This window comes from Stutzerimonas nitrititolerans, assembly GCF_003696285.1.
Classification (GTDB): Bacteria; Pseudomonadota; Gammaproteobacteria; order Pseudomonadales; family Pseudomonadaceae; genus Stutzerimonas; species Stutzerimonas nitrititolerans.
This window is the reverse complement of the sequence record NZ_RFFL01000001.1, coordinates 120,704-146,728: the sequence shown is the minus strand read 5'-3', so window position 1 is coordinate 146,728 and position 26,025 is coordinate 120,704. Positions and strand designations below refer to the sequence as shown.

Annotated in this window: 21 protein-coding genes; 10 read left to right on the top strand and 11 right to left on the bottom strand. The window is 64.1% G+C overall.

Annotated elements, in window-relative coordinates; genetic code table 11:
- Window positions 1-82: 82 nt before the first annotated feature.
- Entirely contained in the window at window positions 83-2,218 is a 2,136-nt protein-coding gene (gene katE, locus EA795_RS00630; protein WP_122074989.1) for a catalase HPII, read from the bottom strand.
- A 259-nt stretch (window positions 2,219-2,477) separates the two neighbouring features.
- Between katE and EA795_RS00625 the strand changes: the two genes are divergently transcribed.
- From EA795_RS00625 to EA795_RS00610, 4 genes are all read left to right on the top strand, one after another.
- Window positions 2,478-3,485, top strand: coding sequence for a methionine ABC transporter ATP-binding protein (locus tag EA795_RS00625; protein ID WP_122074987.1), 1,008 nt, complete (start codon window positions 2,478-2,480; stop codon window positions 3,483-3,485).
- Window positions 3,485-4,159 carry a methionine ABC transporter permease gene (locus tag EA795_RS00620; protein WP_014854553.1) on the top strand — a complete coding sequence of 225 codons (675 nt, stop codon included), beginning with the start codon at window positions 3,485-3,487 and terminating at the stop codon, window positions 4,157-4,159. The genes EA795_RS00625 and EA795_RS00620 overlap by 1 nt, the downstream gene beginning before the upstream one ends.
- A 56-nt stretch (window positions 4,160-4,215) precedes the next feature.
- Window positions 4,216-4,989, top strand: a complete 774-nt coding sequence (locus EA795_RS00615) for a MetQ/NlpA family ABC transporter substrate-binding protein (RefSeq protein WP_122074985.1) — start codon at window positions 4,216-4,218, stop codon at window positions 4,987-4,989.
- Between the two features lie 228 nt (window positions 4,990-5,217).
- Complete coding sequence (locus tag EA795_RS00610) at window positions 5,218-5,643, top strand: VOC family protein (protein WP_122074983.1); 426 nt, start codon at window positions 5,218-5,220, stop codon at window positions 5,641-5,643.
- Between the two features lie 107 nt (window positions 5,644-5,750).
- Here EA795_RS00610 and EA795_RS00605 read toward each other — a convergent pair whose 3' ends face one another.
- The 8 genes from EA795_RS00605 to EA795_RS00570 all read right to left on the bottom strand — a co-directional run bounded on the left by EA795_RS00605 (window position 5,751) and on the right by EA795_RS00570 (window position 15,121).
- Window positions 5,751-6,650 carry an ABC transporter permease subunit gene (locus EA795_RS00605; RefSeq protein WP_122074981.1) on the bottom strand — a complete coding sequence of 300 codons (900 nt, stop codon included), beginning with the start codon at window positions 6,648-6,650 and terminating at the stop codon, window positions 5,751-5,753.
- Window positions 6,647-7,528 (bottom strand): ABC transporter permease subunit, encoded by an 882-nt coding sequence (locus tag EA795_RS00600; RefSeq protein WP_177330752.1) that lies wholly within the window; start codon window positions 7,526-7,528, stop codon window positions 6,647-6,649. Before EA795_RS00600 ends, EA795_RS00605 begins: the two co-directional genes overlap by 4 nt.
- 11 nt (window positions 7,529-7,539) lie before the next feature.
- Window positions 7,540-8,691 carry an ABC transporter ATP-binding protein gene (locus EA795_RS00595; protein ID WP_115028464.1) on the bottom strand — a complete coding sequence of 384 codons (1,152 nt, stop codon included), beginning with the start codon at window positions 8,689-8,691 and terminating at the stop codon, window positions 7,540-7,542.
- Window positions 8,692-8,794: 103 nt separating this feature from the next.
- Window positions 8,795-9,880, bottom strand: coding sequence for a polyamine ABC transporter substrate-binding protein (locus tag EA795_RS00590; protein ID WP_122074979.1), 1,086 nt, complete (start codon window positions 9,878-9,880; stop codon window positions 8,795-8,797).
- A gap of 268 nt (window positions 9,881-10,148) precedes the next feature.
- Window positions 10,149-11,246, bottom strand: a complete 1,098-nt coding sequence (locus EA795_RS00585) for a polyamine ABC transporter substrate-binding protein (RefSeq protein ID WP_014854560.1) — start codon at window positions 11,244-11,246, stop codon at window positions 10,149-10,151.
- A gap of 209 nt (window positions 11,247-11,455) precedes the next feature.
- Window positions 11,456-12,811, bottom strand: coding sequence for an aspartate aminotransferase family protein (locus EA795_RS00580; RefSeq protein ID WP_058073957.1), 1,356 nt, complete (start codon window positions 12,809-12,811; stop codon window positions 11,456-11,458).
- A gap of 167 nt (window positions 12,812-12,978) precedes the next feature.
- A complete protein-coding gene (locus EA795_RS00575) occupies window positions 12,979-14,337 on the bottom strand; it encodes a glutamine synthetase family protein (protein WP_014854562.1) in 1,359 nt (452 codons plus the stop codon).
- Window positions 14,338-14,374: 37 nt separating this feature from the next.
- Window positions 14,375-15,121, bottom strand: a complete 747-nt coding sequence (locus EA795_RS00570) for a gamma-glutamyl-gamma-aminobutyrate hydrolase family protein (protein ID WP_058078009.1) — start codon at window positions 15,119-15,121, stop codon at window positions 14,375-14,377.
- Window positions 15,122-15,372: 251 nt separating this feature from the next.
- Here EA795_RS00570 and EA795_RS00565 point away from each other — a divergent pair, with 251 nt between their 5' ends.
- From EA795_RS00565 to EA795_RS00550, 4 genes are all read left to right on the top strand, one after another.
- Window positions 15,373-16,749 (top strand): glutamine synthetase family protein, encoded by a 1,377-nt coding sequence (locus tag EA795_RS00565; RefSeq protein WP_014854564.1) that lies wholly within the window; start codon window positions 15,373-15,375, stop codon window positions 16,747-16,749.
- Between the two features lie 215 nt (window positions 16,750-16,964).
- Window positions 16,965-17,846, top strand: coding sequence for an N-carbamoylputrescine amidase (gene aguB, locus EA795_RS00560; protein WP_058078010.1), 882 nt, complete (start codon window positions 16,965-16,967; stop codon window positions 17,844-17,846).
- A gap of 107 nt (window positions 17,847-17,953) precedes the next feature.
- Window positions 17,954-19,051: an agmatine deiminase gene (gene aguA, locus EA795_RS00555; protein WP_122074977.1), complete on the top strand. Its 1,098-nt coding sequence runs from the start codon at window positions 17,954-17,956 to the stop codon at window positions 19,049-19,051.
- Between the two features lie 172 nt (window positions 19,052-19,223).
- Window positions 19,224-19,577, top strand: a complete 354-nt coding sequence (locus EA795_RS00550) for a hypothetical protein (protein WP_014854567.1) — start codon at window positions 19,224-19,226, stop codon at window positions 19,575-19,577.
- 39 nt (window positions 19,578-19,616) lie between these two features.
- Here EA795_RS00550 and EA795_RS00545 read toward each other — a convergent pair whose 3' ends face one another.
- Window positions 19,617-20,621, bottom strand: coding sequence for a sensor domain-containing diguanylate cyclase (locus EA795_RS00545; RefSeq protein ID WP_014854568.1), 1,005 nt, complete (start codon window positions 20,619-20,621; stop codon window positions 19,617-19,619).
- 152 nt (window positions 20,622-20,773) lie between these two features.
- Entirely contained in the window at window positions 20,774-21,958 is a 1,185-nt protein-coding gene (desA, locus tag EA795_RS00540; protein ID WP_122074975.1) for a delta-9 fatty acid desaturase DesA, read from the bottom strand.
- 295 nt (window positions 21,959-22,253) lie between these two features.
- On the opposite strand from desA, the gene EA795_RS00535 reads away from it, so the two are divergent.
- Window positions 22,254-25,208, top strand: a complete 2,955-nt coding sequence (locus tag EA795_RS00535; RefSeq protein ID WP_122074973.1) for a PAS domain S-box protein — start codon at window positions 22,254-22,256, stop codon at window positions 25,206-25,208.
- A gap of 391 nt (window positions 25,209-25,599) precedes the next feature.
- Entirely contained in the window at window positions 25,600-25,986 is a 387-nt protein-coding gene (locus EA795_RS00525; protein ID WP_014854571.1) for a response regulator, read from the top strand.
- Window positions 25,987-26,025 lie beyond the last annotated feature (39 nt).

Here is a 26,025-nt window from a genome sequence, read left to right as displayed (position 1 = left end):
CGATTTTCCACGCGGGACGCGCCTGGACTCACATCATGCGGGACCAGGCATCACACCGCGTGGATGGCTTCGGCCATCCACCCTACGCCGGCACCGCCTTCGCCGCCGCCTCCCTGGCCCAGATGCGATGCTGCGCCAGCGCCTGGACGAAGGGGTCGAACACTGCATCCACCGAATCGCCTTCCAGCAAGCCGGCATCGGCCTGCAACTGGAGCGGCGCCAGCATCCGTCGGGCATCGCCCAGCACCGCGATGGGCTTGAGGTGCTTGTAGGCTTCCAGCAGGTAATGGCGGGCATCACCGGATTTCTCCAGCAGCGCCACCGCCTGGGCGCCACCAGGCACGAACAGGGCGTCGAAGAGGATCGATGGCAGGCCATCCATGGGGCCGTCGATGACCAGCTTCTGGCCTTCGGCGGTGGTCACCGGCGCCGGAGTCGGGCCGATCAGCTTGATCATCGCGCCCTCCTCGGCCAGTTTCGCCTTGAAGGCATCGATGGCCGCGCCGTCCACGCCATCGGCCACCAGCATCGCCACCTTGCGCGACTTGATGTTGCCCGGCAGATGGTTCATCAGGCTCAGCGCCGGCGAGTTGGGCGTCGCCGGCTCCTTCTTCGCCACGCTGGGCGCGCTCGGCGCCGGCAGGCCGAGGTTTTCCGCCACGCGTCGGGCCAGTTCCAGATCGATGTTGGCGAGGATCTCGTTGACCTGCCTCTCACGGATGAACACCCGCTCGACCTTGCCCAGCTCGAAGGTGTAGGCGCCGACGATGTGCTCCTTCTCCGGCGCGCTCATGCTGTTCCAGAACAGCGTGGCCTGGGAGAAATGATCGCCGAAGGACGCGCTGCGGTTGCGGATCTTGTGCCCCTCGACCCGCTCCGGATAGCTCTCGAAGCCACCGCCGCTGGCGGCCGGTGGCGTCTCCTTGGGCCAGCCGCCGTCGATGGAGTTGGGCTCGTAGTTGGCGCGACCCTTGTGGATGGCCTGCCGATGGAAGGCATCGCGCTGGTTGTTGTGGAAGGGGCACAGCGGCCGGTTGATCGGGATCTCGTGGAAGTTCGGTCCGCCCAGGCGCAGCAGCTGGGTGTCGGTGTAGGAGAACAGCCGGCCCTGCAGCAAGGGGTCGTTGGTGAAGTCGATGCCCGGCACGATATGGCCGATATGGAAGGCCGCCTGTTCGGTCTCGGCGAAGAAGTTGTCCGGGTTGCGGTTCAAGGTCATCTTGCCGAGCGTCTGCACCGGCACCAGTTCCTCGGGGATGATCTTGGTCGGGTCCAGCAGGTCGAAGTCGAAGCTGTGCTCGTCCTCTTCCTCCACCACCTGCACCCCCAGCTCCCACTCGAAGGGATCGCCGCTCTCGATAGACTCCCACATGTCGCGGCGGTTGAAGTCCGGGTCCTTGCCGGCCAGCTTGAGAGTCTCGTCCCAGAGCAGGGAAAAGGCCCCGGCCACTGGCTTCCAGTGAAACTTGACGAAGCGGCTCTTGCCCTCGGCATTGATCATGCGGAAGGTGTGCACGCCGAAGCCCTCCATGGCCCGGTAGGAACGCGGAATGGCGCGGTCGGACATGGTCCAGAGCACCATGTGCGCCGACTCCGGCGTCAGCGAGACGAAATCCCAGAAGGTGTCGTGGGCCGACTGCGCTTGGGGAATCTCGTTATGCGGCTCGGGTTTGACCGCATGGACGAAGTCGGGGAACTTGATCGCGTCCTGGATGAAGAACACCGGCATGTTGTTGCCTACCAGGTCGAAGTTGCCTTCGTCGGTATAGAACTTGGTGGCGAAGCCGCGCACGTCACGCACCGTATCCGCCGAACCGCGCGAACCCTGCACGGTGGAGAAGCGCACGAATACCGGCGTCTCCTTGCCCTCGGCGGCGAGGAAGGAAGCCTTGGTCAGCCAGCTGTGGTCGCCGTAGCTGGTAAACACGCCATGGGCCGCGGCGCCTCGGGCATGGACGATACGTTCGGGGATGCGCTCGTGGTCGAAGTGGGTGATCTTCTCGCGCATGATGAAGTCTTCGAGCAGCGAGGGGCCCCGGTCGCCGGCCCTGAGCGTGTTCTGATTGTCGGCGATCTTCACGCCCTGGTTGGTGGTCAATGCCTGATCGGTGGCGTCGCTGCGGAAGCTCTCCAGCTGGTCGAGCTTGGCGTTGCGGTTGGCGCGGTCGGGGGTGTCGGTGCCGGCCACTTCGTTGCGTGGAGGGTTGATGTCAGTCATGGAGAGCCTCGGTTAGCGAATGAGCTGAACCGCGAACGACCAGGCCGCCAGCGGGCCTGATGCTGATCGATTCACGGCATACCGATTAGTGACCCTTCCGCGGCCCACATGGTTGCCGCCTGCGACGATTTGCTTTGCCTATGAGAATCATGCATTCGCTCAATCGACAGGGCGCAAACGAGCGAGCTGGGCGCCAAACGGGTAGAATGCCCGCCTTTCGCCGAAAATCCTGGCTACGTCGCAGCCACAAGGTTCGCCCGTGATCGAATTCCAAGACGTCCATAAAACCTACCGGGTTGCCGGTCGCGATATTGCCGCGCTGCAACCGACCCGGCTGGAAATCAGCGCCGGCGAGGTGTTCGGCCTGATCGGCCACTCCGGCGCCGGCAAGAGCACCCTGCTGCGCCTGATCAACCGGCTGGAAGAACCTTCCGGCGGTCGCATCCTGGTCAACGGCGAAGATGTCACCGCGCTGGATGCCGAAGGCCTGCGGCGCTTTCGCCAGCGCGTGGGGATGATCTTCCAGCACTTCAATCTGCTGATGTCCAAGACGGTCGCCGATAATGTCGCCATGCCGCTGCGCCTGGCCGGCAGCTACTCTAAAAGCGAGATCGAGCGCCGTGTCACCGCCCTGCTCCGGCGCGTCGGCCTGGAAGATCACGCACGCAAATACCCGGCGCAACTGTCCGGTGGGCAAAAGCAACGCGTCGGCATCGCCCGGGCGCTGGCCACCGAGCCGGACATCCTGCTCTGCGACGAGGCCACCAGCGCGCTGGACCCGCAGACCACCGCCCAGGTGCTGCAGCTGCTGGCCGAAATCAACCGTGAACTGAAGCTGACCATCGTCCTGATCACCCATGAGATGGATGTGATCCGCCGCGTCTGCGACCGCGTCGCGGTGATGGACGCCGGTCAGATCGTCGAAACGGGCCCGGTGACGGACGTCTTCCTGCATCCGCAGCATCCGACCACCCAGCGCTTCGTGCTCGAGGACGAGGCGGTGGATGAGCGCGAGCAGCGTGAGGACTTCACCCACGTGCCGGGCCGCATCCTGCGCCTGACCTTCCAGGGCGAAGCCACCTACACGCCGCTGCTGGGCACCGTGGCACGCGAAACCGGGGTCGACTACAGCATCCTTTCGGGCCGCATCGATCACATCAAGAACACGCCTTACGGACAGCTGACCCTGGCTCTGATCGGCGGCGACCTGGCTGCAGCCATGAGCCGCTTCGAAGCTGCCGAGGTGCATGTGGAGGTACTGCGCTGATGGATTTCTTCTCAGGTCTGTTCAGTAACGTCGACTGGTACGACATCTGGCTGGCGACCCTGGATACCCTGTTGATGCTCGGCGGCTCGCTGCTGTTCACCCTGCTGCTCGGCCTGCCGCTGGGCGTGCTGCTGTTCCTCACCGGGCCACGCCAGCTGTTCGAGAACGGGCCGCTGTACGCCGCACTGTCGTTCGTGGTCAACGTGCTGCGCTCGCTGCCGTTCATCATCCTGCTGATCGTGATGATTCCCTTCACGGTGCTGGTGACCGGCACCTCGCTGGGCGTCGCCGGTGCGATTCCGCCGCTGGTGGTCGGTGCCGCGCCCTTCTTCGCGCGGCTGGTGGAAACCGCCTTGCGCGAGGTGGACCGCGGCATCATCGAGGCGACCCAGGCGATGGGCGCCAGCACTCGGCAGATCATTTTCAGCGCATTGCTGCCCGAAGCCCGCCCGGGCATCATCGCCGCCACCACGGTCACCGCGATCACCCTGGTGTCGTACACGGCGATGGCCGGCGTGGTCGGCGCCGGCGGCCTGGGCGACCTGGCGATCCGCTTCGGCTACCAGCGCTTTCAAACCGACGTGATGATCGTAACGGTGGTATTGCTGCTGGTTCTGGTGCAGATTCTGCAAAGCGTCGGCGACAAGCTGGTCACGCATTTTTCACGCAAATAACCACAACAAGGGCGAGCGAACCTTCGCACCCCGCTCACCTCTGAAGGAACTGAACGATGAAAAAACTGTTTGCCGCCCTTGCCGCCGTCGCGGCACTGTCCGCCCAGGCCGCGGAAGAACTGAACGTCGCCGCCACCGCGGTGCCGCACGCCGAGATCCTCGAATTCCTCAAGCCGGCACTGGCCGAACAGGGTGTCGACCTGAAGGTGAAGGTCTTCACCGATTACGTGCAGCCCAACATCCAGGTCGCCGAGAAGCGCCTGGACGCCAACTTCTTCCAGCACCAGCCGTACCTCGATGAGTTCAACAAGGGCAAGGGCACCGAGCTGGTCAGCGTGACCGGCGTGCACATCGAACCCTTCGGCGCCTACTCCAGCCAGCACAAGTCACTGGACGACCTGCCCAACGGCGCCACCGTGGTGATCCCCAACGACGCCACCAACGGCGGCCGCGCCCTGCTGCTGCTGGACAAGGCCGGCGTGATCGGCCTGAAGGAAGGCGCCGGCATCACCGCCACCCCCAAGGACATCGCCGAGAACCCCAAGCGCATCAAGATCCGCGAACTGGAAGCCGCGACCCTGCCGCGCGTGCTGACCCAGGTCGACCTGGCGCTGATCAACACCAACTACGCGCTGGAAGCCAAGCTCAACCCGACCGAGGACGCGCTGGTCATCGAAGGCAGCGACTCGCCCTACGTCAACATCCTGGTCGCCCGCGCGGACAACAAGGACAGCGACGCCATGCAGAAGCTGGCCAAGGCCCTGCATAGCGACGAGGTGAAGCAGTTCATCAACGAGAAGTACCAGGGCGCCGTCGTTCCGGTGGAATGACCGGCTGATGGCCTGCGCCACTAATCGAGCAGGCCACCAGAAGCTTCCGGACACCGCTTTCGCCGACGGGGGAAAGCGGTGTTTTTCGTTGGGCCATTCGGTGAGTCATGCCCCCTCTCCCTGGCCGGGCGCCCCCGCCCGCTCCTGCGAGGGAAGAGGCCGCAACGAAGGCCGCTTCCAGCGAGGCTCCGCTACACTCCAGCGACGTCCCATCGATGGAGAACACCCATGACGCTATCGCCCTTCCACCTCGCCATCCCCGTCCATAACCTGGCCGCCGCCCGGCGTTTCTACGGCGAGGTGTTCGGCTGCGCCGAAGGCCGCAGCAGCGAGCATTGGGTCGACTTCGATTTCTTCGGTCATCAGCTGGTGATTCACGAGCACCCCATCACCCCGAGCCAGGAACAGGCGCATACCAACGCGGTGGACGGCCATGACGTGCCCGTGCCGCACTTCGGTGTGGTGCTCGATTGGGAGGCCTGGGAGCGTCTGGCGAACCGGCTGCGCGAGCGGGGTACGCGCTTCGTCATCGAACCCTATGTCCGTTTCCAGGGCGAGGTCGGCGAACAGGCCACCATGTTCCTCTACGACCCCTGCGGCAACGCGCTGGAGTTCAAGGCCTTCAAGGACATCGGTCAGCTGTTTGCGCGCTAAGGTTCACGCCATGCATTGGCATCTGGTTGGCCGAATGAGTTCGGCCCTACAGACGTCGGGCCGAACTTGTTCGGCCACTCGGGCCGCCGAACCCACACCTCGCCGCCTCAGCTATGTGCCGATGGCGGAGTCATGGCCTTGCGGCTGTCGCTCTCGGCGCCCCAGTTCGCGGCATTGCTGTCGGCCACCGCCTGCTGCATCGCGCGGACACGGCGCTTCTCGGCGCGGCGGGAAACGTACCAGGCGAGGAAGGTCGCCAGCGACACCGCCAGCAGGATCAGGCTGGCCACGGCGTTGATCTCCGGCTTCACCCCCAGGCGCACGGCGGAGAAGATTTCCATCGGCAGGGTCGTGGAACCCGGGCCCGAGACGAAGCTGGCCAGTACCAGATCATCCAGCGACAACGCGAAGGACAGCATGCCGCCGGCCGCCAGCGAAGGCGCGATCATCGGCATGGTGATCAGGAAGAACACCTTCCAGGGCCGCGCTCCGAGATCCATCGCCGCTTCTTCGATCGACAGATCCAGTTCGCGCAGACGCGCCATCACCACGATCGCCACGTAGGACGAGCAGAAGGTGGTATGGGCGATCCAGATGGTGGCGATGCCGCGCTGCGCCGGCCAGCCGATCAGCTGCGCCATCGCCACGAACAACAGCAGCAGCGACAGGCCGGTGATCACCTCGGGCATGACCAGCGGCGCCGTGACCAGCCCGCCGAACAGCGTGCGCCCGCGGAACACCGGAATCCGCGTCAGCACGAAGGCCGCCATGGTGCCCAGCGCCACCGCCGCGATGGCGGTATACAGGGCGATTTCCAGCGAGCGCATCACCGCACCCATCAGCTGGGTGTTGTCGAGCAGGCCGATGTACCACTTCAGCGACCAGCCGCCCCACACCGTCACCAGACGCGAAGCGTTGAACGAGTAGATGACCAGGATCACCATCGGCAGATAGATGAATACCAGCCCGAGCACCAGGATCAGGTTGGAGAAACTGTAGCGCTTCATAGCTTGCCCTCCAATTCCTTGGCCTGGTTCCTGTTGAAGAGGATTATCGGAATCAGCAGGATCGCCAGCATCACCACCGCCAGCGAGGCCGCCACCGGCCAGTCGCGGTTGTTGAAGAATTCCTGCCAGAGCACCTTGCCTATCATCAGCGTCTCGGGTCCGCCGAGCAGTTCGGGAATCACGAATTCGCCCACCACGGGAATGAACACCAGCATGCAGCCGGCGATGATGCCGTTCTTCGACAGCGGCACGGTGATCTTCCAGAAGCTGGTCAGGCGGCGAGCACCCAGGTCGGACGCGGCCTCCAGCAGGCTCAGGTCGTGCTTCACCAGGTTAGCGTAGAGCGGCAGGATCATGAACGGCAGGTAGGAATAGACCACGCCGATGTATACGGCCAGATCGGTGTTGAGGATCTTCAGCGGCGTGTCGATCAGGCCCATCCCCAGCAGCAGGCTGTTGAGCAGGCCGTTGCTGCTGAGGATGCCCATCCAGGCATAGACGCGGATCAGGATGGCCGTCCAGGTCGGCATCATGATCAGCAGCAGCAACACGGTTTGCAGGTCCTTGCGCGCGCGGGCGATGGCGTAGGCCATGGGGTAGCCGATCAGCAGGCACAGCAGGGTGCCGAAGAAGGCAATCTTCAGCGAGCCGGCATAGGCCGCCCAGTAGAGGCTGTCCTCGCTGAGGAAGATGTAGTTGCCGAGGTTGATCAGCACCTGCAGCTGCTGGTCGGCGTAGGCGAAGATGTCCGTGTAGGGCGGAATCGCCACGTCGGCCTCGGCGAAACTGATCTTCAGCACGATGGCGAACGGCAGCAGGAAGAACAGCATCAGCCACAGAAAGGGTACGCCGATGACCAGTCGGCGCCCGGTGTTCAGCCGCACCCGACTCATGCCTGCAGCACCACGCCGCTGTCGCTGAGCCAGTGGACGTACACCTGCTCTTCCCAGGTCGGCCATTTCACGTGGCGCTCGGCGTTGGCGACGAAGGCCTGCAGCATCAGACCGGATTCCAGCTTGATGTAGTAGACCGAATGCCCTCCCAGGTAGGCGATGTCGTGCACGGTGCCCTGAACCCAGTTGTAGTCGGCCAACTCCAGCTCCGGCTTTTCGATGCTCATCAGCAGTTTTTCCGGGCGCAAGGCGAAGGTCACGCGCTTGTCCTGGGCTCGGGTGCTGATGCCATGGCCGACGTAGATCGGCCGCTCCAGCTGCGGACAGGCGATCACCGCGTGGTCTTCGGCATCCTCGATCAGCTCGCCGTCGAACAGGTTGACGTTGCCGATGAACTCGCAGACCAGCCGGCTGGCCGGGGTCTCGTAGATGTCCATCGGGCTGCCGACCTGGGCGATCCAGCCGATGTGCATGATGGCGATGCGTTCGGCCATGGTCATGGCCTCTTCTTGGTCGTGGGTCACCATCACGCAGGTCACGCCGACGCGCTCGATGATCTGCACCAACTCCAGCTGCATGCGCGAGCGCAGCTTCTTGTCCAGCGCGCCCATGGGCTCGTCGAGCAGCAGCAGCTTGGGTCGCTTGGCCAGCGAACGGGCCAGCGCCACGCGCTGGCGCTGGCCGCCGGACAGTTGATGCGGCTTGCGCTTGGCGTACTGGGTCATCTGCACCAGGCCGAGCATCTCGTTGACGCGCTCCTCGATCTCGGCCTTGGGCAGGCCGTCCTGCTTGAGGCCGAAAGCGATGTTCTGCGCCACCGTCATGTGCGGAAACAGCGCGTAGGACTGGAACATCATGTTGATCGGCCGCTCGTAGGGCGGCAGGTCGGTGATGTCCTGGCCATCGAGGAAGATGCGCCCCTCGGTCGGCCGCTCGAAACCCGCCAGCATGCGCAAGAGCGTCGACTTGCCCGAGCCGGAGCCACCGAGCAGGGCGAAAATTTCGCCCTGATGGATGTTCAGCGAGACATCATCGACCGCTACCGTTTCGTCGAATTTCTTCGTGACGCGGTCGATCTTCAGCAGCACCTGCTTGTTCTGGCTCCCTCCGGTGAGGGCCTTCTTGTAGGCGCTGGAGGCTACGGCCATGCGCGAACTCCCGATTGAAAAAGTGAGCCCGGGCAACGCCGGGAAGGATCATGAAATGGGCATGGCGGGCCGGCAGATGCCGGCACCGCGATCGCCCGCCAGGCTATTGGCCGGATTTGATCTTGGTCCAGCTGCGCGTCTTCAGGCGCAGCACCTTGGGCGGCAGCTCGGCCGACACGTAGAGTCGATCGAGGACCTCCTGCGGCGGGTAGACCGAAACATCGTTGCGCACCTCCGGATCCATCAGCTCGCCCGCCTTGAGGTTGGGATTTGCGTAGCCGACATAATCACTGACCGAAGCGATCACCTCGGGTTCGAGCAGGTAGTTGATGAAGGCATGGGCTTCGTCGACGTTCCGAGCGTCGGCCGGGATGGCCAGCATGTCGAACCACAGGTTGCCGCCTTCCTTGGGAATGGCATAGGCGATGTCGATGCCCTTGCCCGCTTCGTCGGCACGCGCGGCGGCCTGGAAGACATCGCCGGAGAAGCCCGCGGCAATACAGATGTTGCCGTTGGCCAGGTCGGACACGTATTTGGAGGAATGGAAATAGCGGACGTATGGCCGCACTTTGAGCAGCTTGGCTTCGGCCTTGGCGTAGTCGTCCGGGTTCTCGCTGTTGGGATCGAGCCCCAGGTAATTGAGCATCGCCGGGATCATTTCGTCGGCCGAGTCGAGAAAGGCGATGCCGCAACCGGCCAGCTTCTTCGCGTTCTCCGGCTCGAATATCACCGCCCAGGAATCGACCTTCTCGATACCCAGCGCCGAGGTGACGCTCTCGACGTTGTAGCCGATGCCATTGGTGCCCCACAGATAGGGCGCGGCGTGGGTGTTGCCGGGATCGTTCTTCTGCAACTGCTTGAGCAGTGCCGGGTCGAGGTTGTCCCAGTTCGGCAGCTTGCTCCTGTCCAGCTCCTGGAAGGCCCCCGCCTGGATCTGCTTGCCGAGGAAATGGTTGGACGGCACCACCACGTCGTAGCCGCTGCGGCCGGCCAGCAACTTGCCCTCGAGGGTCTCGTTCGAATCGAAGACGTCGTAGACGGGCTTGATGCCGGTCTGCTTCTCGAACGCTTCCAATGTCGTCTCGCCGATGTAGTCCGACCAGTTGTAGATATGTACGTTGGCAGCCTGGGCGCAAACGGCTCCGCTGGCCGCGGCGGCGATGACGAGCGTCTTCAGTGTCGAGCGCATGGATAGTGTCCTCTTGGTACAGGCCGCGTGCCCAGCGGGGAAAGGCGGGCTGTTTATTGGAAAAACCTCGAAAAATCAACTACGAAACGCATCGATGATGCAATCTTGCCAGTGAATGGGCACAACGCGTGGCAGCCCGCTCGGATCTCGCGCGTCTGCGGCGTCGCGGCACCGGCCTTCGGCGAGCTGCCAAAGGCGACTTCGTGCATGACCTTCTTGCGCTCGACAGGCCGGCAGCGAAGCCGCCAGCCCGGCGCCACGCAACGACTCAGCGACCGGATTTGATCTTGGTCCAGCTGCGCGTCATGGTCCGCTGGGTCTTCGGCTCCAGGTCGGTGAAGGTATAGAGCTTCTGCAGCACGGCCTGGCTCGGATAGATGCCCGGGTCGGTGCGAATCGCCTCGTCCACCAGCGGGGTAGCGGCCGCGTTGGCGCTGGGGAACTGCACGTAGTCGACGATCGGTGCCATGACTTCAGGCTTCAACAGGTAGTTGAGGAAGGCGTGAGCGTTTTCGACGTTCTTGGCATCGGCCGGAATCGCCAGCATGTCGAAGAAGCTGCCGGCACCCTCCTTGGGAATGTTGTAGCTGACGTTGACGCCGTTCTGCGCATCCTCGGCGCGCGACTTGGCCTGGTAGATATCGCCTGAATAGCCGATCGCCACGCAGATGTTGCCGTTGGCCAGATCGGAGATGTACTTGGAGGAATGGAAATAGGCCACGTGCGGACGGATCTGCAGGAACAGCTCCTCGGCCTTCTTCAGCTCGTCGGCCTTGCCGCTGTCCGATGCGTAGCCCAGGTAATGCAGGGCTGCCGGCAGCATTTCGGTGGGCGAGTCGAGGAAGGCGACGCCACAGGACTTCAGCTTCTCGATGTTCTCCGGCTTGAACACCAGGTCCCAGGAATCCACCGGTGCGTTATCGCCGAGCGCGGCCTTGACCTTCTCGGGGTTGTAGCCGATGCCGATGGTGCCCCACATGTACGGCACCGAATACTGATTGCCCGGATCGCTCGGCTCCAGGGCCTTGAGCAGATCCTTGTCGAGGTTGCCCCAGTTGGGCAGCTTGGACCTGTCCAGCTTCTGGAAGACGCCGGCCTTGATCTGCTTGGCCAGGAAAGGGTTGGAAGGGACCACCACGTCGTAACCCGAGCTGCCGGCGAGCAGCTTGGCTTCCAGCACTTCGTTGCTGTCGAAGACGTCGTAGACGACCTTGATGCCGGTCTCCTTGGTGAAGTTTTCCAAAGTGTCTTCGGCGATATAGTCGGACCAGTTGAAAACATGCAGCACCTGGTCCTGGGCCTGCGCGGCGCCGGCGACCGCGCCGGTCAGCGTCAAGGCAAGTAACGTCTTGGCAAAGGGTTTCATCCGTGCTGCTCCTGTTATCGTTGTCGGTATTTTTCTAGGCGATCCGGTCTGAAGATCGGGGCTTTTCCGGCATCGCCCAGGCCCCGGTCTTTCAGGCGCGCAGTCTGGCAAGATCGGGACCGGTTTTTCAATAAGCCGAACGCGGCTTCGGGCCACTATTCGTCAAGCATAGACGGTGCCGGTCGGCCAGGTCGCATCCTGCAACGGAGCTACTTCACATCCGCCGCCGTGGCATCCAGACAGCGACGCGCCTTGACGATCAGTTCGTCGATCTCCTCCTCGTTGATCACCAGTGGCGGCGAAATGATCATGGTGTCGCCGACCGCACGCATCACCAGGCCATTCTGGAAGCAATGCTGGCGGCAGAGCATGCCCACCCCCGGCTCGGCAAAACGTTCGCGGGTCTTCTTGTTCTTCACCAGCTCCAACGCACCCAGCATGCCGACGCCGCGGGCCTCGCCCACCAGCGGATGCTCGGCCAGCTCCTGCCAGCGAGACTGCAAATAGGGTGCCGTTTTCGCTTTGACTCGCTCGACGATCTTCTCCTCGCGCAGGATGCGAATGTTCTCCAGCGCCACCGCCGCGGCGACCGGGTGCCCCGAATAGGTGAAGCCGTGGTAGAACTCGCCGCCCTCGTTGAGCGTCTGCACCACCTCATCGCGCACCACCACGCCGCCCATGGGCAGGTAGCCGGAGGTCATGCCCTTGGCGATGGGCATCAGGTCCGGTGCGTTGCCGTAGTAGTCGCTGCCGAACCATTCGCCGGTGCGGCCGAAGCCACAGATGACTTCGTCGGCGACGAAGAGAATGTCGTAACGCGCGAGGATCTCGCGGATCTTCGGCCAGTAGCTGGCCGGCGGGATGATCACGCCGCCGGCCCCCTGGATCGGCTCGGCGATGAAGGCAGCCACCTTGTCCTCGCCGACTTCGAGAATCTTCTGCTCCAGCTGCTGCGCGACGCGCACGCCGAACTCTTCCGGATCCAGCGCACCACCTTCGCCGAACCAGTAGGGCTGGTCGATATGCTCGATGCCGGGAATCGGACCGTCGCCCTGGCCGTGCATGGCTTTCATGCCGCCCAGGCTGGCGCCGGCCACCGTCGAGCCGTGGTAGCCGTTCCAGCGGCCGATGACCACTTTCTTCCCAGGCATGCCCTTGGTCGCCCAGTAATGGCGCACCATGCGCAATACCGTGTCATTGGCTTCCGAGCCGGAGCCGGTGAAGAACACGTGATTCATGCCCGGTGGCGCGACGTCGGCGATGGCCTTGGCCAGCGCGATGGCCGGTGGGTGGGACGTCTCGAAGAAGAGGTTGTAGTAGGGCAGCTCCCGCATCTGCCGGGTGGCGGCCTCGACCAGCTCCTCGCGTCCATAGCCGACGTTGACGCACCAGAGCCCGGCCATCGCATCGAGAATCTTGTGGCCCTCGCTATCCCACAAATAGACGCCGGAAGCCTTGGTGATCACCCGCGTGCCCTTGGCATTGAGCGCCTTGTAGTCGGTGAATGGCGGCAGATGATGATTGCGGCTCAGGGCTTGCCATTGCAGGGTTTGCGAATCGCTCATGGTCACCTCGTACAAAACGGTTTCATGGTGCCTGCAACGGCAAGCACCCCCTCACCCCAGCCCTCTCCCACCAGGGGAGAGGGGGCTGCAGCGGTGTGGCTTTCAGCAGCGCTCCACCGAACGGATTCACGGTGGATGTAAAAAGCGACATCCACCCTGCGACTGCTTTACACCGACAACATCAGGAATTCCCGCTCCCAGGAGCTGATCACCCGGTGATAGTTCTCCTGCTCGGTGCGTTTGACCGCGACGTAGCCGGTGATGAATTTCGGGCTCAGGTACTTGCGCAGTTCGCGGCAGTTCTCCATACGCTCCAGCGCGGCCTCCAGGGTCAGGGGCAGGCGCAGATTGCGGCGTTCGTAGCCCCGGCCCTTGACCGGCGGGCTCGGGTTCAGTTCCTCGACCATGCCGATGTAGCCGCACAGCAGGCTCGCGGCGATGGCCAGGTAGGGGTTGGCGTCGGCGCCCGCCAGGCGGTTTTCCAGGCGGCGGTTCTGCGGGTCGGAGTCCGGCACGCGCAGCCCCACGGTGCGGTTCTCCTCGCCCCATTCGACGTTCACCGGCGCCGAGGTGTCGGGCAGGAAACGGCGGAACGAGTTGACGTTGGGTGCGAACATCGGCAGCAGTTCGGGTATGTACTTCTGCAGGCCGCCGACGTGGTTGAGGAACAGCTGGCTCATGGAACCGTCGGGATTGGAGAAGATGTTCTGCCCGGTCTCGATGTCCACCACGCTCTGGTGCAGGTGCATGGCGCTGCCCGGCTCACCGGTCATGGGCTTGGCCATGAAGGTGGCGGCCACGTTGTGCTTGAGCGCCGCCTCGCGCATGGTGCGCTTGAACACCAGGATCTGATCGGCCAGGTGCAGGGCCTCGCCGTGACGGAAATTGATTTCCATCTGCGCGGTGCCTTCCTCGTGGATCAGGGTATCCAGGTCCAGGCCCTGGGCCTCGCACCAGTCGTACATGTCCTCGAACAGCGGGTCGAACTCGTTGGCCGCATCGATGGAGAACGACTGGCGACCCGTCTCCTGGCGGCCCGAGCGACCGATGGGTGCCTGGAACGGCAGGTCGGGGTCTTCGCAGCGCTGGGTCAGGTAGAACTCCATCTCCGGCGCGACAATAGGCTGCCAGCCGCGGTCGGCGTACATCTTCAGCACGCGCTTGAGGATATTGCGCGGCGAGATCTCGATGGGGTTGCCCATCTTGTCGTAGGTGTCGTGGATCACCTGCGCGGTCGGCTCGATGGCCCAGGGCACAAGGAAGATCGCGTCGGGGTCGGGGCGGCAGAACATGTCGATGTCCGCCGGGTCCAGCAGCTCGTAGTAAATATCGTCCTCGACATAGTCGCCGGTGACCGTCTGCAACAACACGCTTTCGGGCAGGCGCATGCCCTTCTCACCGAGGAACTTGCTGGTCGGCGAAATCTTGCCCCGGGCGATGCCGGTCAGGTCGCTGATCAGGCATTCCACTTCGGTGATCTTGTGTTCCTTCAGCCAGCCGGTGAGCTGGTCGAGCTTGCTACTCATGGTGACCTCTGATTGCGGTTTTTCGCGGTGGGTCCGTTCAGCGTTGTGCTGCGCGCGCCCGGCAGGCTTCGGCGAAGCCCTGGAAAAGCGCCAGGTAGGCAGGATGTTCGTGCACCTTCCATTCCGGGTGCCATTGCACGCCGAGGGCGAAACTGCGTGCCGCCTCGACGGAAAACGCCTCGATCAGCCCGTCGGGCGCCAGCGCCTCGATGCGCAATCCCTGGCCCAGCCGTTCGACACCCTGGCCGTGCACCGAGTTGACCTGGATTTCGCTCGGCAAGCCGAGGCGCGCCAGCAGCCCGCCCGGCTGCACGTGCAGCGCATGGCTCAGGCCGTACTGTACCTCCAGCGGATCATCGGGACGCTCGCGGTGGTCCTGATAGGGGCCGGCTTCGTGCACCTTCTGGTGCAGGCTGCCGCCGAAGGCCACGTTCATCTCCTGGAATCCGCGACAGATGCCGAACACCGGAATGCCGGCATCCACCGCGGCGCGGATCAGCGGCAGCGTCAGCTGATCGCGCGACGGGTCGTGAGGGGTACCGGGCTCGCTGGCCGGGCCCTGGTAATGATGGGGCTCGACGTTGGACGGCGACCCGGTGAACAGCAGGCCGTCTAGACTGTCGAGCAGGGTCTGCTGGTCGATCAGTTCGCCCAGCGCCGGTATCACCAGTGGCACACCGGCAATGGCCGCGGCGCGCAGGTACTTGTCGCCAGCGATGTGGAAGCCGTGGTGGCCGATCTGCCGGGTGCAGGCGCAAACGCCGATCAGGGGCATGCGAGGCATGGGATACTCGTTCCTCGTTAGGTCTTGCCGAAGAGTAGTCTTGTTCATTTTTATAGACAATAGCCTGTCGGAGCGGCAGGGCACGGTTGTTTTCAAGCTGGGCGCACAGCGGGTCAAGTGCGCCAAAAATGCCCGCCACAGCCCAAAATGAGGCACCCTCGCGCCGCTATTGACAGCCACGAGGCTTTTCGATTGACTCCAGGCAAGCCGTTTTGATGATTGAAATTTTTAACAATTAAGGTGTTTTCATCATGCAACCGCCGCCGCGTGCCGTTCAGCTCAACGAAGCGAACGCATTTCTCAAGGAACACCCGGAGGTCCAGTACGTCGACCTGCTGATCGCCGACATGAACGGTGTCGTGCGCGGCAAGCGCATCGAGCGCGCCAGCCTGCACAAGGTGTACGAGAAGGGCATCAACCTGCCGGCCTCGCTGTTCGCCCTCGACATCAATGGCATCACCGTGGAAAGCACCGGGCTGGGCATGGACATCGGCGACTCGGATCGTATCTGCTTCCCCATCCCCAACACCCTCAGCAACGAGCCCTGGCAGAAGCGCCCCACCGCACAGCTGCTGATGACCATGCACGAGCGCGACGGCGAGCCTTTCTTCGCCGACCCGCGCGAGGTGCTGCGGCAGGTGGTGAGCCGCTTCGACGAGCTGGGCCTGACCATCTGCGCCGCCTTCGAGCTGGAGTTCTATCTGATCGACCAGGAGAACATCAACGGCCGGCCGCAGCCGCCACGCTCGCCGATCTCCGGCAAACGCCCGCATTCGACCCAGGTCTACCTGATCGACGACCTCGACGAATACGTCGACTGCCTGCAGGATATCCTCGAGGGCGCCAAGGAACAGGGCATCCCCGCCGACGCCATCGTCAAGGAGAGCGCGCCGGCGCAGTTCGAGGTCAACCTCCACCACGTCGCCGACCCGATCAAGGCCTGCGACTACGCCGTGCTGCTCAAGCGCCTGATCAAGAACATCGCCTACGACCACGAGATGGACACCACCTTCATGGCCAAGCCCTATCCGGGCCAGGCCGGCAATGGGCTACACGTGCACATCTCGCTGCTGGACAAGCAGGGCAACAACATCTTCGCCACCGACAACCCGCTGGAAAGCGAAACGCTGCGCCACGCCATCGGCGGCATTCAGCAGACCATGGCCGCCTCGATGGCCTTCCTCTGCCCCAACGTCAACTCCTACCGCCGCTTCGGCGCCCAGTTCTACGTGCCGAACTCGCCCTGCTGGGGCCTGGACAACCGCACCGTGGCGCTACGCGTACCCACCGACAGCCCGGACGGGGTGCGCATCGAACACCGTGTCGCCGGTGCCGACGCCAACCCCTACCTGCTGCTGGCCAGCGTACTGGCGGGCGTGCACCACGGGCTGACCAACCAGGTGGAACCGGACGCGCCGATCGAAGGTAACTCCTACGAACAGGTCGAGCAGAGCCTGCCGACCAACCTGCGCGACGCCCTGCGCGAGCTGGACGACAACGAGATCATGGCCCGCTACATCAGCCCGGATTACATCGACATATTCGTCGCCTGCAAGGAAAGCGAACTGGCCGAGTTCGAGCACTCGATCTCCGACCTGGAATACAACTGGTACCTGCATACGGTCTGACGGAAGCTGGAAGCGATGATCGTGCCCACGCTCCCGCGTGGGCATGCCTGACGGTGTACGTCTCGATCCTCGGGGAGAAGGGGTTGGGCTCTCACGCAAGCGTGGGACCATCGCTGCTTTTTCTTCCAGCCTCAGGCTTCTGGCTTCCAGCTGCTTACTTGAACCCGATCGCCTAGAATCACTCCATTCTGAAAGCTCAACTCAACGAGGCCGTCATGACCCGTACCGTTACTGTCGCCGCCACCCAGATGGCGTGCTCCTGGGACCGCCAGGCGAACATCGCCAAGGCCGAGAAACTGGTTCGCGAAGCGGCCGCCAAGGGCGCCCAGGTGATCCTGATCCAGGAGCTGTTCGAAACGCCCTACTTCTGCCAGAAGCCCAACCCCGAGTATCTGCAGCTGGCCACCGGCGTGGAGGACAACCCCGCGATCCAGCATTTCCAGAAGATCGCCAAGGAGCTGGCGGTGGTTCTGCCGATCAGCTTCTTCGAGCAGGCCGGGCGCGCGCGCTTCAACTCCATCGCCATCATCGATGCCGACGGCACGCTGCTGGGCGTCTACCGCAAGAGCCACATCCCGGACGGCCCCGGCTACCACGAGAAGTACTATTTCAACCCCGGCGACACCGGCTTCAAGGTCTGGAACACCCGCTACGCGAAGATCGGCGTGGCGATCTGCTGGGACCAATGGTTCCCCGAGACCGCGCGCAGCATGGCGCTGATGGGCGCCGAACTGCTGTTCTACCCCACCGCCATCGGCAGCGAGCCACATGACCCGAACATCACCTCGCGCGACCACTGGCAGCGCGTCCAGCAGGGCCACGCCGGCGCCAACCTGATGCCGCTGATCGCCAGCAACCGCGTCGGTACCGAGGAGCAGGACGGCTACGACATCACCTTCTACGGCTCCTCGTTCATCGCCGATCAGTTCGGCGAGAAGGTCGAGGAAATGGATCGGACCAGCGAAGGCGTGCTGGTGCACGAATTCGATCTCGACCAGCTGGAACATATCCGCAGTGCCTGGGGCGTGTTCCGCGATCGCCGGCCCAACCTCTACGGCCCGATCAAGACCCTGGACGGCTCGCAGCCATCCGCCTGAGCCACAGCCATGCGTAGGGTGGAAAACCGCACAGCGTTTTCCACCGTTCGGAAACCAGTGGTGGAAAAGGCCTGTGGCCGTTTTCCGCCCTACCGACGGATATCGTCATGATCACCCTGAACACCACACCTCACCCCGACGGCTATTTCATGCCCGCCGAATGGGCACCGCACAGCCAGACCTGGATGGTCTGGCCTCAGCGCCCGGACAACTGGCGCCAACAGGCCACCCCGGCGCAGGCCGCGTTCGCCGCGGTGGCCAAGGCCATCGCACGCTTCGAACCAGTCACTGTCTGCGCCACCGCCGAGCAGTACCACGCTGCCCGCGCGGCGCTGGACGACCCGCGTATCCGCGTGGTGGAAATGAGCACCGATGACGCCTGGGTGCGCGACACCGGGCCGACCTTCGTCATCGACGGCCAGGGTGGTCTGCGCGGCGTGGACTGGACCTTCAACGCCTGGGGCGGCCTGGATGGCGGCCTCTACGCCGACTGGCAGCGCGACGACGAGGTGGCGTGCAAGATCCTGGAGATCGAGCGCTGCGAGCGCTATCGCACCGAAGGCTTCGTGCTCGAAGGCGGCGCGATTCACGTCGATGGCGAAGGCACCCTGATCACCACCGAGGAATGCCTGCTCAACCGCAACCGCAACCCGCAGCTGTCGCGCGAGCAGATCGAGAACGTGCTCGCCGAGCACCTGGCCATCGACAAGGTGATCTGGCTGCCGCACGGGCTGTACAACGACGAGACCGACGGCCATGTCGACAACTTCTGCTGCTTCGTGCGCCCCGGCGAGGTGCTGCTGGCCTGGACGGATGATCCGGCCGACCCGAACTTCGAACGTTGCCAGGCGGCGCTGCGCGTGCTGGAACAAACGCGCGACGCGCGTGGCCGGGCATTCACCGTGCACCACATGCCGATTCCCGGCCCGTTGCACGCCAGCACCGAGGAGTGTGCCGGCGTAGTGCCGCTGGCGGGCAGCCAGCCGCGCGATCCATCGATCCGCCTGGCCGGCAGCTATGTGAATTTCCTGATCGTCAATGGCGGCATCATCGCACCGAGCTTCGAGGATCCATTCGATGCCGAAGCCGAGACCATCCTGCGCCGGCTGTTCCCCGAGCATGAGGTGGTGATGGTGCCTGGCCGGGAGATCCTGCTCGGTGGCGGCAATATCCACTGCATCACCCAGCAGCAGCCCCGGCCCTGAGCCGGCGACGCTCCTCGCCAGCCAGGTGCCGACGACCGGCTGGCAGGCGGCAACGCCGGTGACTACGCTTGTCCTGTCATTGATGTGAGATTCGAGGCCCCGTCTCGACAGCCCCCCTGGCGAACCGGGTCTCAAGCAGCATCCACTTTCTCGAACAAGAAAGGAGCTAGACATGAATCTTTCCATTGCCAGACCGCTCACCCTCGCCGTCGCCGGCCTGCTGGTCAGCCTGCCCCTCCACGCCCAGGTACCCTCCGCAACCGAAATGAATGCCCAGCTGGCGCGCCTGGGCGGCAGCATGCAGGCCGCCGCCGAAGCCTGTGGCGGCTATTCCGGCGAGGCACTGGCCGAGCACAAGCAACAGCAGAAGGATCATCTGGCGCAGGCCGGCATGGATTCGGTGAGCTTTGAGAAGCAGTTCATCGCCGGGGCCCATGAACTGAGCACGCGCTTTCGGAGCATGCCCGACGCCGAGCGCCAGGCCAGTTGCGAGGAGTTCAGGCAGCACCTGAGCGCGATGAGGTAGGTCGTACCGCACCAGGTATCGGCGCGCGCCTGGCTGCGGTCAGCCGAGCACGATCTGGTTCTTGCCCATGCGCTTGGCGGTGTACATCGCCGCGTCCGCACGGGCGAACATTGCGCTGAGGTCCGCATCGCTGGCGCGCAGGTAGGTCACGCCCAGGCTGATAGTCACGCCGAAGCGCCGTCCGTCGTTGCCGCGGAAGGACAGCCGCTGAATCTCCCGCTGCAGACGCTCGGCGATCTGCTCGGCGAGATCGGGCTTGCAGCCGGGCAGCAGCAGGGCGAACTCCTCGCCGCCAATCCGCCCGAACAGATCGCCACGCCGCAGCACGGCGCTGCCGCACTGAGCCACACGCTGCAGCACCTGATCGCCCATCTGGTGACCATGGGTATCGTTGATCCGCTTGAAATCATCGATATCCAGCAGCTGGAACGCCAGCGGCGTGGCGTACTGACGGGCCAGGTCGAATTCACGCCGGGCACAGTCGAAGAAGTGCCGGCGATTGCTGCTCTGCGTCAGCACATCGGTGGTAGCCAGGCGCTGCAACTCGCCCTCGAGCTGCTTCTTCTCGGTGATGTCTTCCGCGATGCCGACAATGGTGGGGCCTCGGCCATCTTCACCCTGGCGCGCGACGAAGCACTTGTCGCTGAGCCAGCGCAGTTGCCCATCGCCACGGATGATGCGGTATTCGCGCCCTTCCACGGCGCCTTTCTCGAGCACCTCGCGCAGTGTCTTTTCGGCGTACTCGAGGTCATCGGGGTAGACGCTGTTGCGCCATTCATCGAAGTCGCCGAGCAGCAGCGCGGCGGAACGCCCGAAGATCTGCTCGTAGGCGGGGCTGACATAGATCATCTGCTGGTTCTGCCAGTCGAACGCCCAGAGCACGGCGTTCACGCTTCCCAGCAAGGTACTGAACAATTGTTCGCGCTCGCTCAGACGCGCCACTTCACCGCGCGCATGCATCAGCGCCAGCAGGGTCTGCGCCTCGCTCGGCGGCACTATCGCCGGGCCGTCGCTCACGTCCTTGCGGTCCTTCAGTAGATTCATGGCTGCATTCCAGAAAAGCGCCGAGGGTGGCGCAGATCCACAGCCCCGCCGGGCGCCGTGGCTCAGATGCAGTTCAGAATGGTGCCGGCCGGGCAAAGTTCCGGTTGCCCGGCCGGCCGGCCGTCGCGCCGATCAAAGGTCGGCGCGGCCCTTCACGCCACCGCCGGGCGCAGCGAGTAGGTCTTCAACTGCGCGGCGAACTCACGCAGCACCTGGATACCGCTGGCCTCCGCTTCGCTGATCCAGTGGTGAATGGCGACCAGCATGTCGTGGCCGTTGCTGCTGGTGCGACTCCAGATCTGCTGCAGGGCCAGGCGCTGCTCGTAGATCACCCGCAGCGACTGGCTCTGCTCCAGCGCCACCTCGATATGCGCCTGCTGCTCGTCGTGCAGCAGGCTGGGTTCCCGCGCCAGCAGGCGTTTGGCACGACGCAGGTGGCGCCGCACCGAGGCATCGGCACGCGCCAGCTCCTGACGCACCAGCGGCGCGATCACCAGCCGGCGGTACTGGGCCATGATCTGGAAGCGGTTGTTGAGGATGGCCATGGCGCTGTCCATGTCCAGCTGGTTCTTGCCTTCGATGCGGTGAGCGATGGGCGCGGTGCGCTTGACCTCGGCCAGGCCGAGCAGGCTGAACAGCCGGATCCAGGCCCAGCCCAGGTCGAACTCCCACTTCTTCACCGACAGCTTCGCCGAGTTGGGATAGGTGTGGTGATTGTTGTGCAACTCCTCACCGCCGATCAGGATGCCCCAGGGCACCAGGTTGGTGGCCGCATCGCGGCACTCGAAGTTGCGATAACCCAGCGCGTGGCCCAGGCCGTTGACCACGCCGGCGGCCCACAGCGGAATCCAGAGCATCTGCACGGCCCAGACGCTCAGGCCGATGACGCCGAACAGCAGCAGATCGAGCGCCAGCATCAGCACGATGCCCGCGTTGGGAAAGCGCGTGTAGAGGTTGCGCTCGATCCAGTCGTCCGGGCAGTTCTTGCCGTAGATGCGCAGCGTTTCCTCGATCTTCGCTTCCGCCATGTACAGCTCGGCGCCCTTGCGCAGCACCGTCAGCAACCCTTTGTGCACGGGGCTGTGGGGATCTTCGGGGGTTTCGCACTTGGCGTGGTGCTTGCGATGGATGGCCGTCCACTCGCGGGTGTTCATCGCCGTGGTCAGCCACAGCCAGAAGCGGAAGAAGTGCTTGAGCGCCGGATGCAGTTCCAATGCGCGGTGCGCCGAGTAACGGTGCAGGTAGACCGTCACGGCGATGATCGTCACGTGCGTCAGAAGCAGGGTGACGCCGAGCAGCGACCAGACCGACAGGTCGAGAAAACCGGTGTACCACATGTGCTGTTGCCTCGCGGTGATAAGGACGTCCCGCCGGTAGCGGCCCCGGCATTATCTACTCCGAGGGGGACAACGCCAGAGCCAGTGGGTGGATAACACCACCGGTCGTCGCCTGGCAGCTGCATTTTTCATCCGGCTCCGCTGCAATCGCGCCCGTGCTGCCGCGCCTCCCCGGGAAGCGGTGCCACCCCAACGGCGCTATCATATGGCCACTATATTCGTTTCATCTGTAGCGCATCGAGCCGCAGATGATCGATGCCCTCCTCGACGCTTTCACCCGGTGTCCTCATCCGACATGAACAGCCGCACAATCGCCCGCCTGCCCCGCTGGAGCTTCGTCCTTGGCAGCCTGCTGCTGACGCTTCTGTTCGTCGGTCTCGCGCTCAACGACTATCAGGCGCGAGACCGGGTCTGGCAGCAGGAGATCGAGAGCCAGGGCCGCCTGCAGGCCCAGGTGGTGCAACGGGCCCAATATGGCGTGGAGCGCAGTGCCAAGCTGCTCGCCAGCACCCTGGCGACCGATGCCCGGGTGCTGGAACTGATGCGCGCGGCCGACCGCGCGCTGCGTGCGGGAGCCTCGCTGGACGACAGTGCACTGAGTGCGGTGCGCGAGCAGCTGGCGATCGTGCTGAGCCCCGCCTGGGAGGTGCTGCAACGGGAGCACGGACGCCAGTTGCAGATTTACTGGGGCGGCGCCGGTATCGCCCTGCTACGCATGCATGATCCGGAAGCCTATGGCGATGCCGTGGCGGACCTGCGTCCGCTGCTGCACGCCACGCTGCATCATGGCCAGCCAGGTCTGGGCCTCGATGTCGGGACGCATGGGCTCGGCAACCGCGCCATCGAACCGCTACGCGCCAGCGACGACCCGAACAGTCCGATCATCGGCGCCCTCGAGGTGGGCTTCGACATGCTGCCCAAGCTGTCGCTCCTCACCGAACAGCTGGCCGCCGGGCTCGCGCTGATCGTCAATCGTGCCAGGCTCGAAACGATGCTCAAGCAGAGCCCCACCGGCATACACCTGCCACGACTCGGCGACTGGCTGCTGGACAGCCATACCGGCCCGCAGATTCTCCACTGGGCTGAACGCGGCGAACTACCGGGTATCGAGGCAGGCATGGCGCTGCGGCTGCTGGAGGCCGACGGCCGGACCTTTCTGCTCAACCAGATACCGCTACTCGACATTCGCGCCGAACAGGATCCGGCGCAGGCGCCGCTGGCAGCGGCACTGGTTTGGCGCGACATCAGCAGCCTGCTCGAAGGGCATATCCAGGCCGAGCACCGGTTGCTGCTGAAGTGGGCGCTGGCCTGGCTGGTCGCCGAGGCGCTGCTGCTGACGCTGACGATCGTGCTCTATCGCCGGATCGTCATCCAGCGCCAGCATCGTCTCAGCCATCAGCGCCAGGTCCGGCAACGCAAGCGCCTGCTCAAACGTGCGCAGAAAATCGCCCAGCTGCTGCCGGGGATGGTTTACCAGCTCAGGCGCTTTCGCGACGGCCGCTACCAGTTCCTCTACGTCAGCGAGGGCGTACAGCAGCTCTACGGGCTGAGCCCCGAACAGCTGATCGATGACGCCGGGATCGCCTTCGCTGCGGTGCATCCCGATGACCTGCCCAGGCTCGATGCGGCCATCGAGCGCTCGAGCAACAACCTGGGCGAAGGCGCCATTCGCTATCGCATCATTCATCCGCACAAGGGGTTGCTCTGGGTCGAAGGACGCGCCAATGCCGAACGCCTGGCCGACGGCTCGACGCTCTGGCATGGCTTCATCACCGATGTCAGCGAACTGATGCAGGCCACCCATGCGCTGCAGGAAAGCGAAAGCCGCTTCCGCGACATGGTCAGCAACCTGCCCGGCGTGGTCTACCGCTACCGCAACGACAGCCAGCGCGGCATGAGTTATCTGAGCGACGGCATCCAGCGGCTCACCGGCTACCCGGCCAGCGACTTCACCGGTACCCGCGCGCGTCCCTACGCCAGCCTGATTCACCCTGAGGACCGCGCCGCCTTCCACCGGGTTCGCGAAGGAAAGGCGCTGTTCGAAGGCACCTACCGGCTGGTCAAGGCCGACGGCAGCATCGTCTGGGTACGGGAGAAGGGGCACCGCATGTCGGACCCGCAACAGCCCTGGACCGACGGCTTCATCTGGGACGTGACCCAGCGGGTGCTGGCCGAGCAGCAGGCCCATGAACGCGAGTGCTATCTGCGCCTGCTGTTCGCCAACGTGATCGACGCCATCATCATCATCGACCAGCGCGGCATCATCGAAACCTTCAACCATGCCGCCGAGCACATCTTCGGCTACCGCAGCGAGGAGATCATCGGGCGCAACCTGTCGATACTGATGCCCGAGCCCCACCGCTCCGCCCACGACAGCTATCTGCACGACTATGCCGTTCGGCGCGAGTCGCGCGCGCTGGAGCAGAACCGCGAGCTGACCGCCGTGCGCCGCAATGGCGAGCACTTCACCATCGAACTGCGGGTCTCCCAGGTCAGCCACCATGGCGAAATCCGCTTCATCGGCCTGATTCGCGACATCACCGAACGCAAGCGGGCCGAACAGATGAAACGCGAATTCGTTTCCATCGTCAGTCATGAACTGCGAACTCCGCTGACCTCCATCGCCGGCTCGCTGGGGCTGGTCACTGGCGGTGCCGTCGGCGAGGTACCGGCGAACATGCGCCAGATGCTGACCATCGCCCACCAGAACAGCCTGCGCCTGGGCCGCCTGATCGACGACCTGCTGGACATGGACAAGCTGATCGCCGGCAAGATGCCCATGGACATACGCACGCAACCACTCGCACCACTGCTCGAAGACGCGCTGCGCAGCAACCAGGGCTATGCCGAACAGTACGGGGTACGCTTCGAACAGGGCGCGCTCCCGGCATTGTCGGTGGCCGTGGACGAAAACCGGTTGCAGCAGGTACTGGCCAACCTGCTCTCCAATGCGGCGAAATTCTCGCCGGCAGGCGAAGTCGTCACGCTGGCCGCGGAACGCCGAGGCGAGCAGGTACGCGTTAGCGTCACCGATCGCGGCCCCGGCATTCCCGAGGCCTTTAGGAAGCGAATCTTCGAGAAGTTTTCCCAGGCCGACTCTTCCGACACGCGCCAGAAGGGCGGCACCGGCCTGGGCCTGGCCATCAGCAAAGAGCTGATCGAACGCATGCATGGGCGCGTGGGCTTCGACACCGAACCTGGCCTGGGCTGCTGCTTCTGGTTCGAGCTACCCGTGGCGGACGCTCGGTGAGCGATGGTTTTTCGTCGCCGTTTCCGCTCATCGACACCACGAACTGGCACACTAGGGTCTGTTGCCATTTCGTGCGCGGCCGCGCCGGAGCCTGTTTTTGCGCGAGGCAAGGCATGAGGAGAGAAATTTGGTCATCCAAATGAGCGACGAATAACGCCGCATCGCGCAAAAACAGGCCCGGCCCGAAGGGTTGCGCGTCAAATATCGCCATGCCGCGTTGCGGAACTTGGCAAGGGAGCACCATTGCCCGCGTCCCGCGCCTTGCCTGGCGGTATTTGACACAGCAACGCGGCTCGCGGCGAAACGGCAACAGACCCTAGATGAGGTCCAATGTGCGCCAGTCCGCGATTCCAACCACCGATAACGCCTTTTTGACGATGGAGACCACAGCATGGCCGAGCTCAGGCGGATTCTGCACGTCGAAGACGATCCGTCCATTCAGGCCGTCGCCAAGGTCGCTCTGGAGGCGATCGGCGGCTACGACGTGCTGTCCTGCTCATCCGGCGCCGAGGCGCTGGAAGCCGTGGAGCAGTTCGTTCCGCAGTTCATCCTGCTAGATGTGATGATGCCCGGCATGGGCGGCCCGGAGACCCTGGCCAAACTGCACGAGCGAATCGACCTGCAGGACATCCCGGTCGCTTTCATGACGGCCAAGGTTCAGCCCGGCGAAATCGAATTGCTGCGCGGCCTGGGAGCCCGCGAGGTGATCATCAAGCCATTCGACCCGATGCGTCTGGCCAGCCAGATTCGCAATATCTGGGAAGCAAATCGCCGATAACGACCGCCCGCACCTTTTGCGCGCACAGCGAGACCGATC

Coding starts and splice junctions, on each gene's coding strand:
- katE (WP_122074989.1), bottom strand. CDS start 2,218: ATGACTGACATCAACCCTCCACGCAACGAAGTGGCCGGCACCGACACC.
- EA795_RS00620 (WP_014854553.1), top strand. CDS start 3,485: ATGGATTTCTTCTCAGGTCTGTTCAGTAACGTCGACTGGTACGACATC.
- EA795_RS00615 (WP_122074985.1), top strand. CDS start 4,216: ATGAAAAAACTGTTTGCCGCCCTTGCCGCCGTCGCGGCACTGTCCGCC.
- EA795_RS00610 (WP_122074983.1), top strand. CDS start 5,218: ATGACGCTATCGCCCTTCCACCTCGCCATCCCCGTCCATAACCTGGCC.
- EA795_RS00605 (WP_122074981.1), bottom strand. CDS start 6,650: ATGAAGCGCTACAGTTTCTCCAACCTGATCCTGGTGCTCGGGCTGGTA.
- EA795_RS00595 (WP_115028464.1), bottom strand. CDS start 8,691: ATGGCCGTAGCCTCCAGCGCCTACAAGAAGGCCCTCACCGGAGGGAGC.
- EA795_RS00590 (WP_122074979.1), bottom strand. CDS start 9,880: ATGCGCTCGACACTGAAGACGCTCGTCATCGCCGCCGCGGCCAGCGGA.
- EA795_RS00585 (WP_014854560.1), bottom strand. CDS start 11,246: ATGAAACCCTTTGCCAAGACGTTACTTGCCTTGACGCTGACCGGCGCG.
- EA795_RS00580 (WP_058073957.1), bottom strand. CDS start 12,811: ATGAGCGATTCGCAAACCCTGCAATGGCAAGCCCTGAGCCGCAATCAT.
- EA795_RS00575 (WP_014854562.1), bottom strand. CDS start 14,337: ATGAGTAGCAAGCTCGACCAGCTCACCGGCTGGCTGAAGGAACACAAG.
- EA795_RS00570 (WP_058078009.1), bottom strand. CDS start 15,121: ATGCCTCGCATGCCCCTGATCGGCGTTTGCGCCTGCACCCGGCAGATC.
- EA795_RS00565 (WP_014854564.1), top strand. CDS start 15,373: ATGCAACCGCCGCCGCGTGCCGTTCAGCTCAACGAAGCGAACGCATTT.
- aguB (WP_058078010.1), top strand. CDS start 16,965: ATGACCCGTACCGTTACTGTCGCCGCCACCCAGATGGCGTGCTCCTGG.
- aguA (WP_122074977.1), top strand. CDS start 17,954: ATGATCACCCTGAACACCACACCTCACCCCGACGGCTATTTCATGCCC.
- EA795_RS00550 (WP_014854567.1), top strand. CDS start 19,224: ATGAATCTTTCCATTGCCAGACCGCTCACCCTCGCCGTCGCCGGCCTG.
- EA795_RS00545 (WP_014854568.1), bottom strand. CDS start 20,621: ATGAATCTACTGAAGGACCGCAAGGACGTGAGCGACGGCCCGGCGATA.
- desA (WP_122074975.1), bottom strand. CDS start 21,958: ATGTGGTACACCGGTTTTCTCGACCTGTCGGTCTGGTCGCTGCTCGGC.
- EA795_RS00535 (WP_122074973.1), top strand. CDS start 22,254: ATGAACAGCCGCACAATCGCCCGCCTGCCCCGCTGGAGCTTCGTCCTT.
- EA795_RS00525 (WP_014854571.1), top strand. CDS start 25,600: ATGGCCGAGCTCAGGCGGATTCTGCACGTCGAAGACGATCCGTCCATT.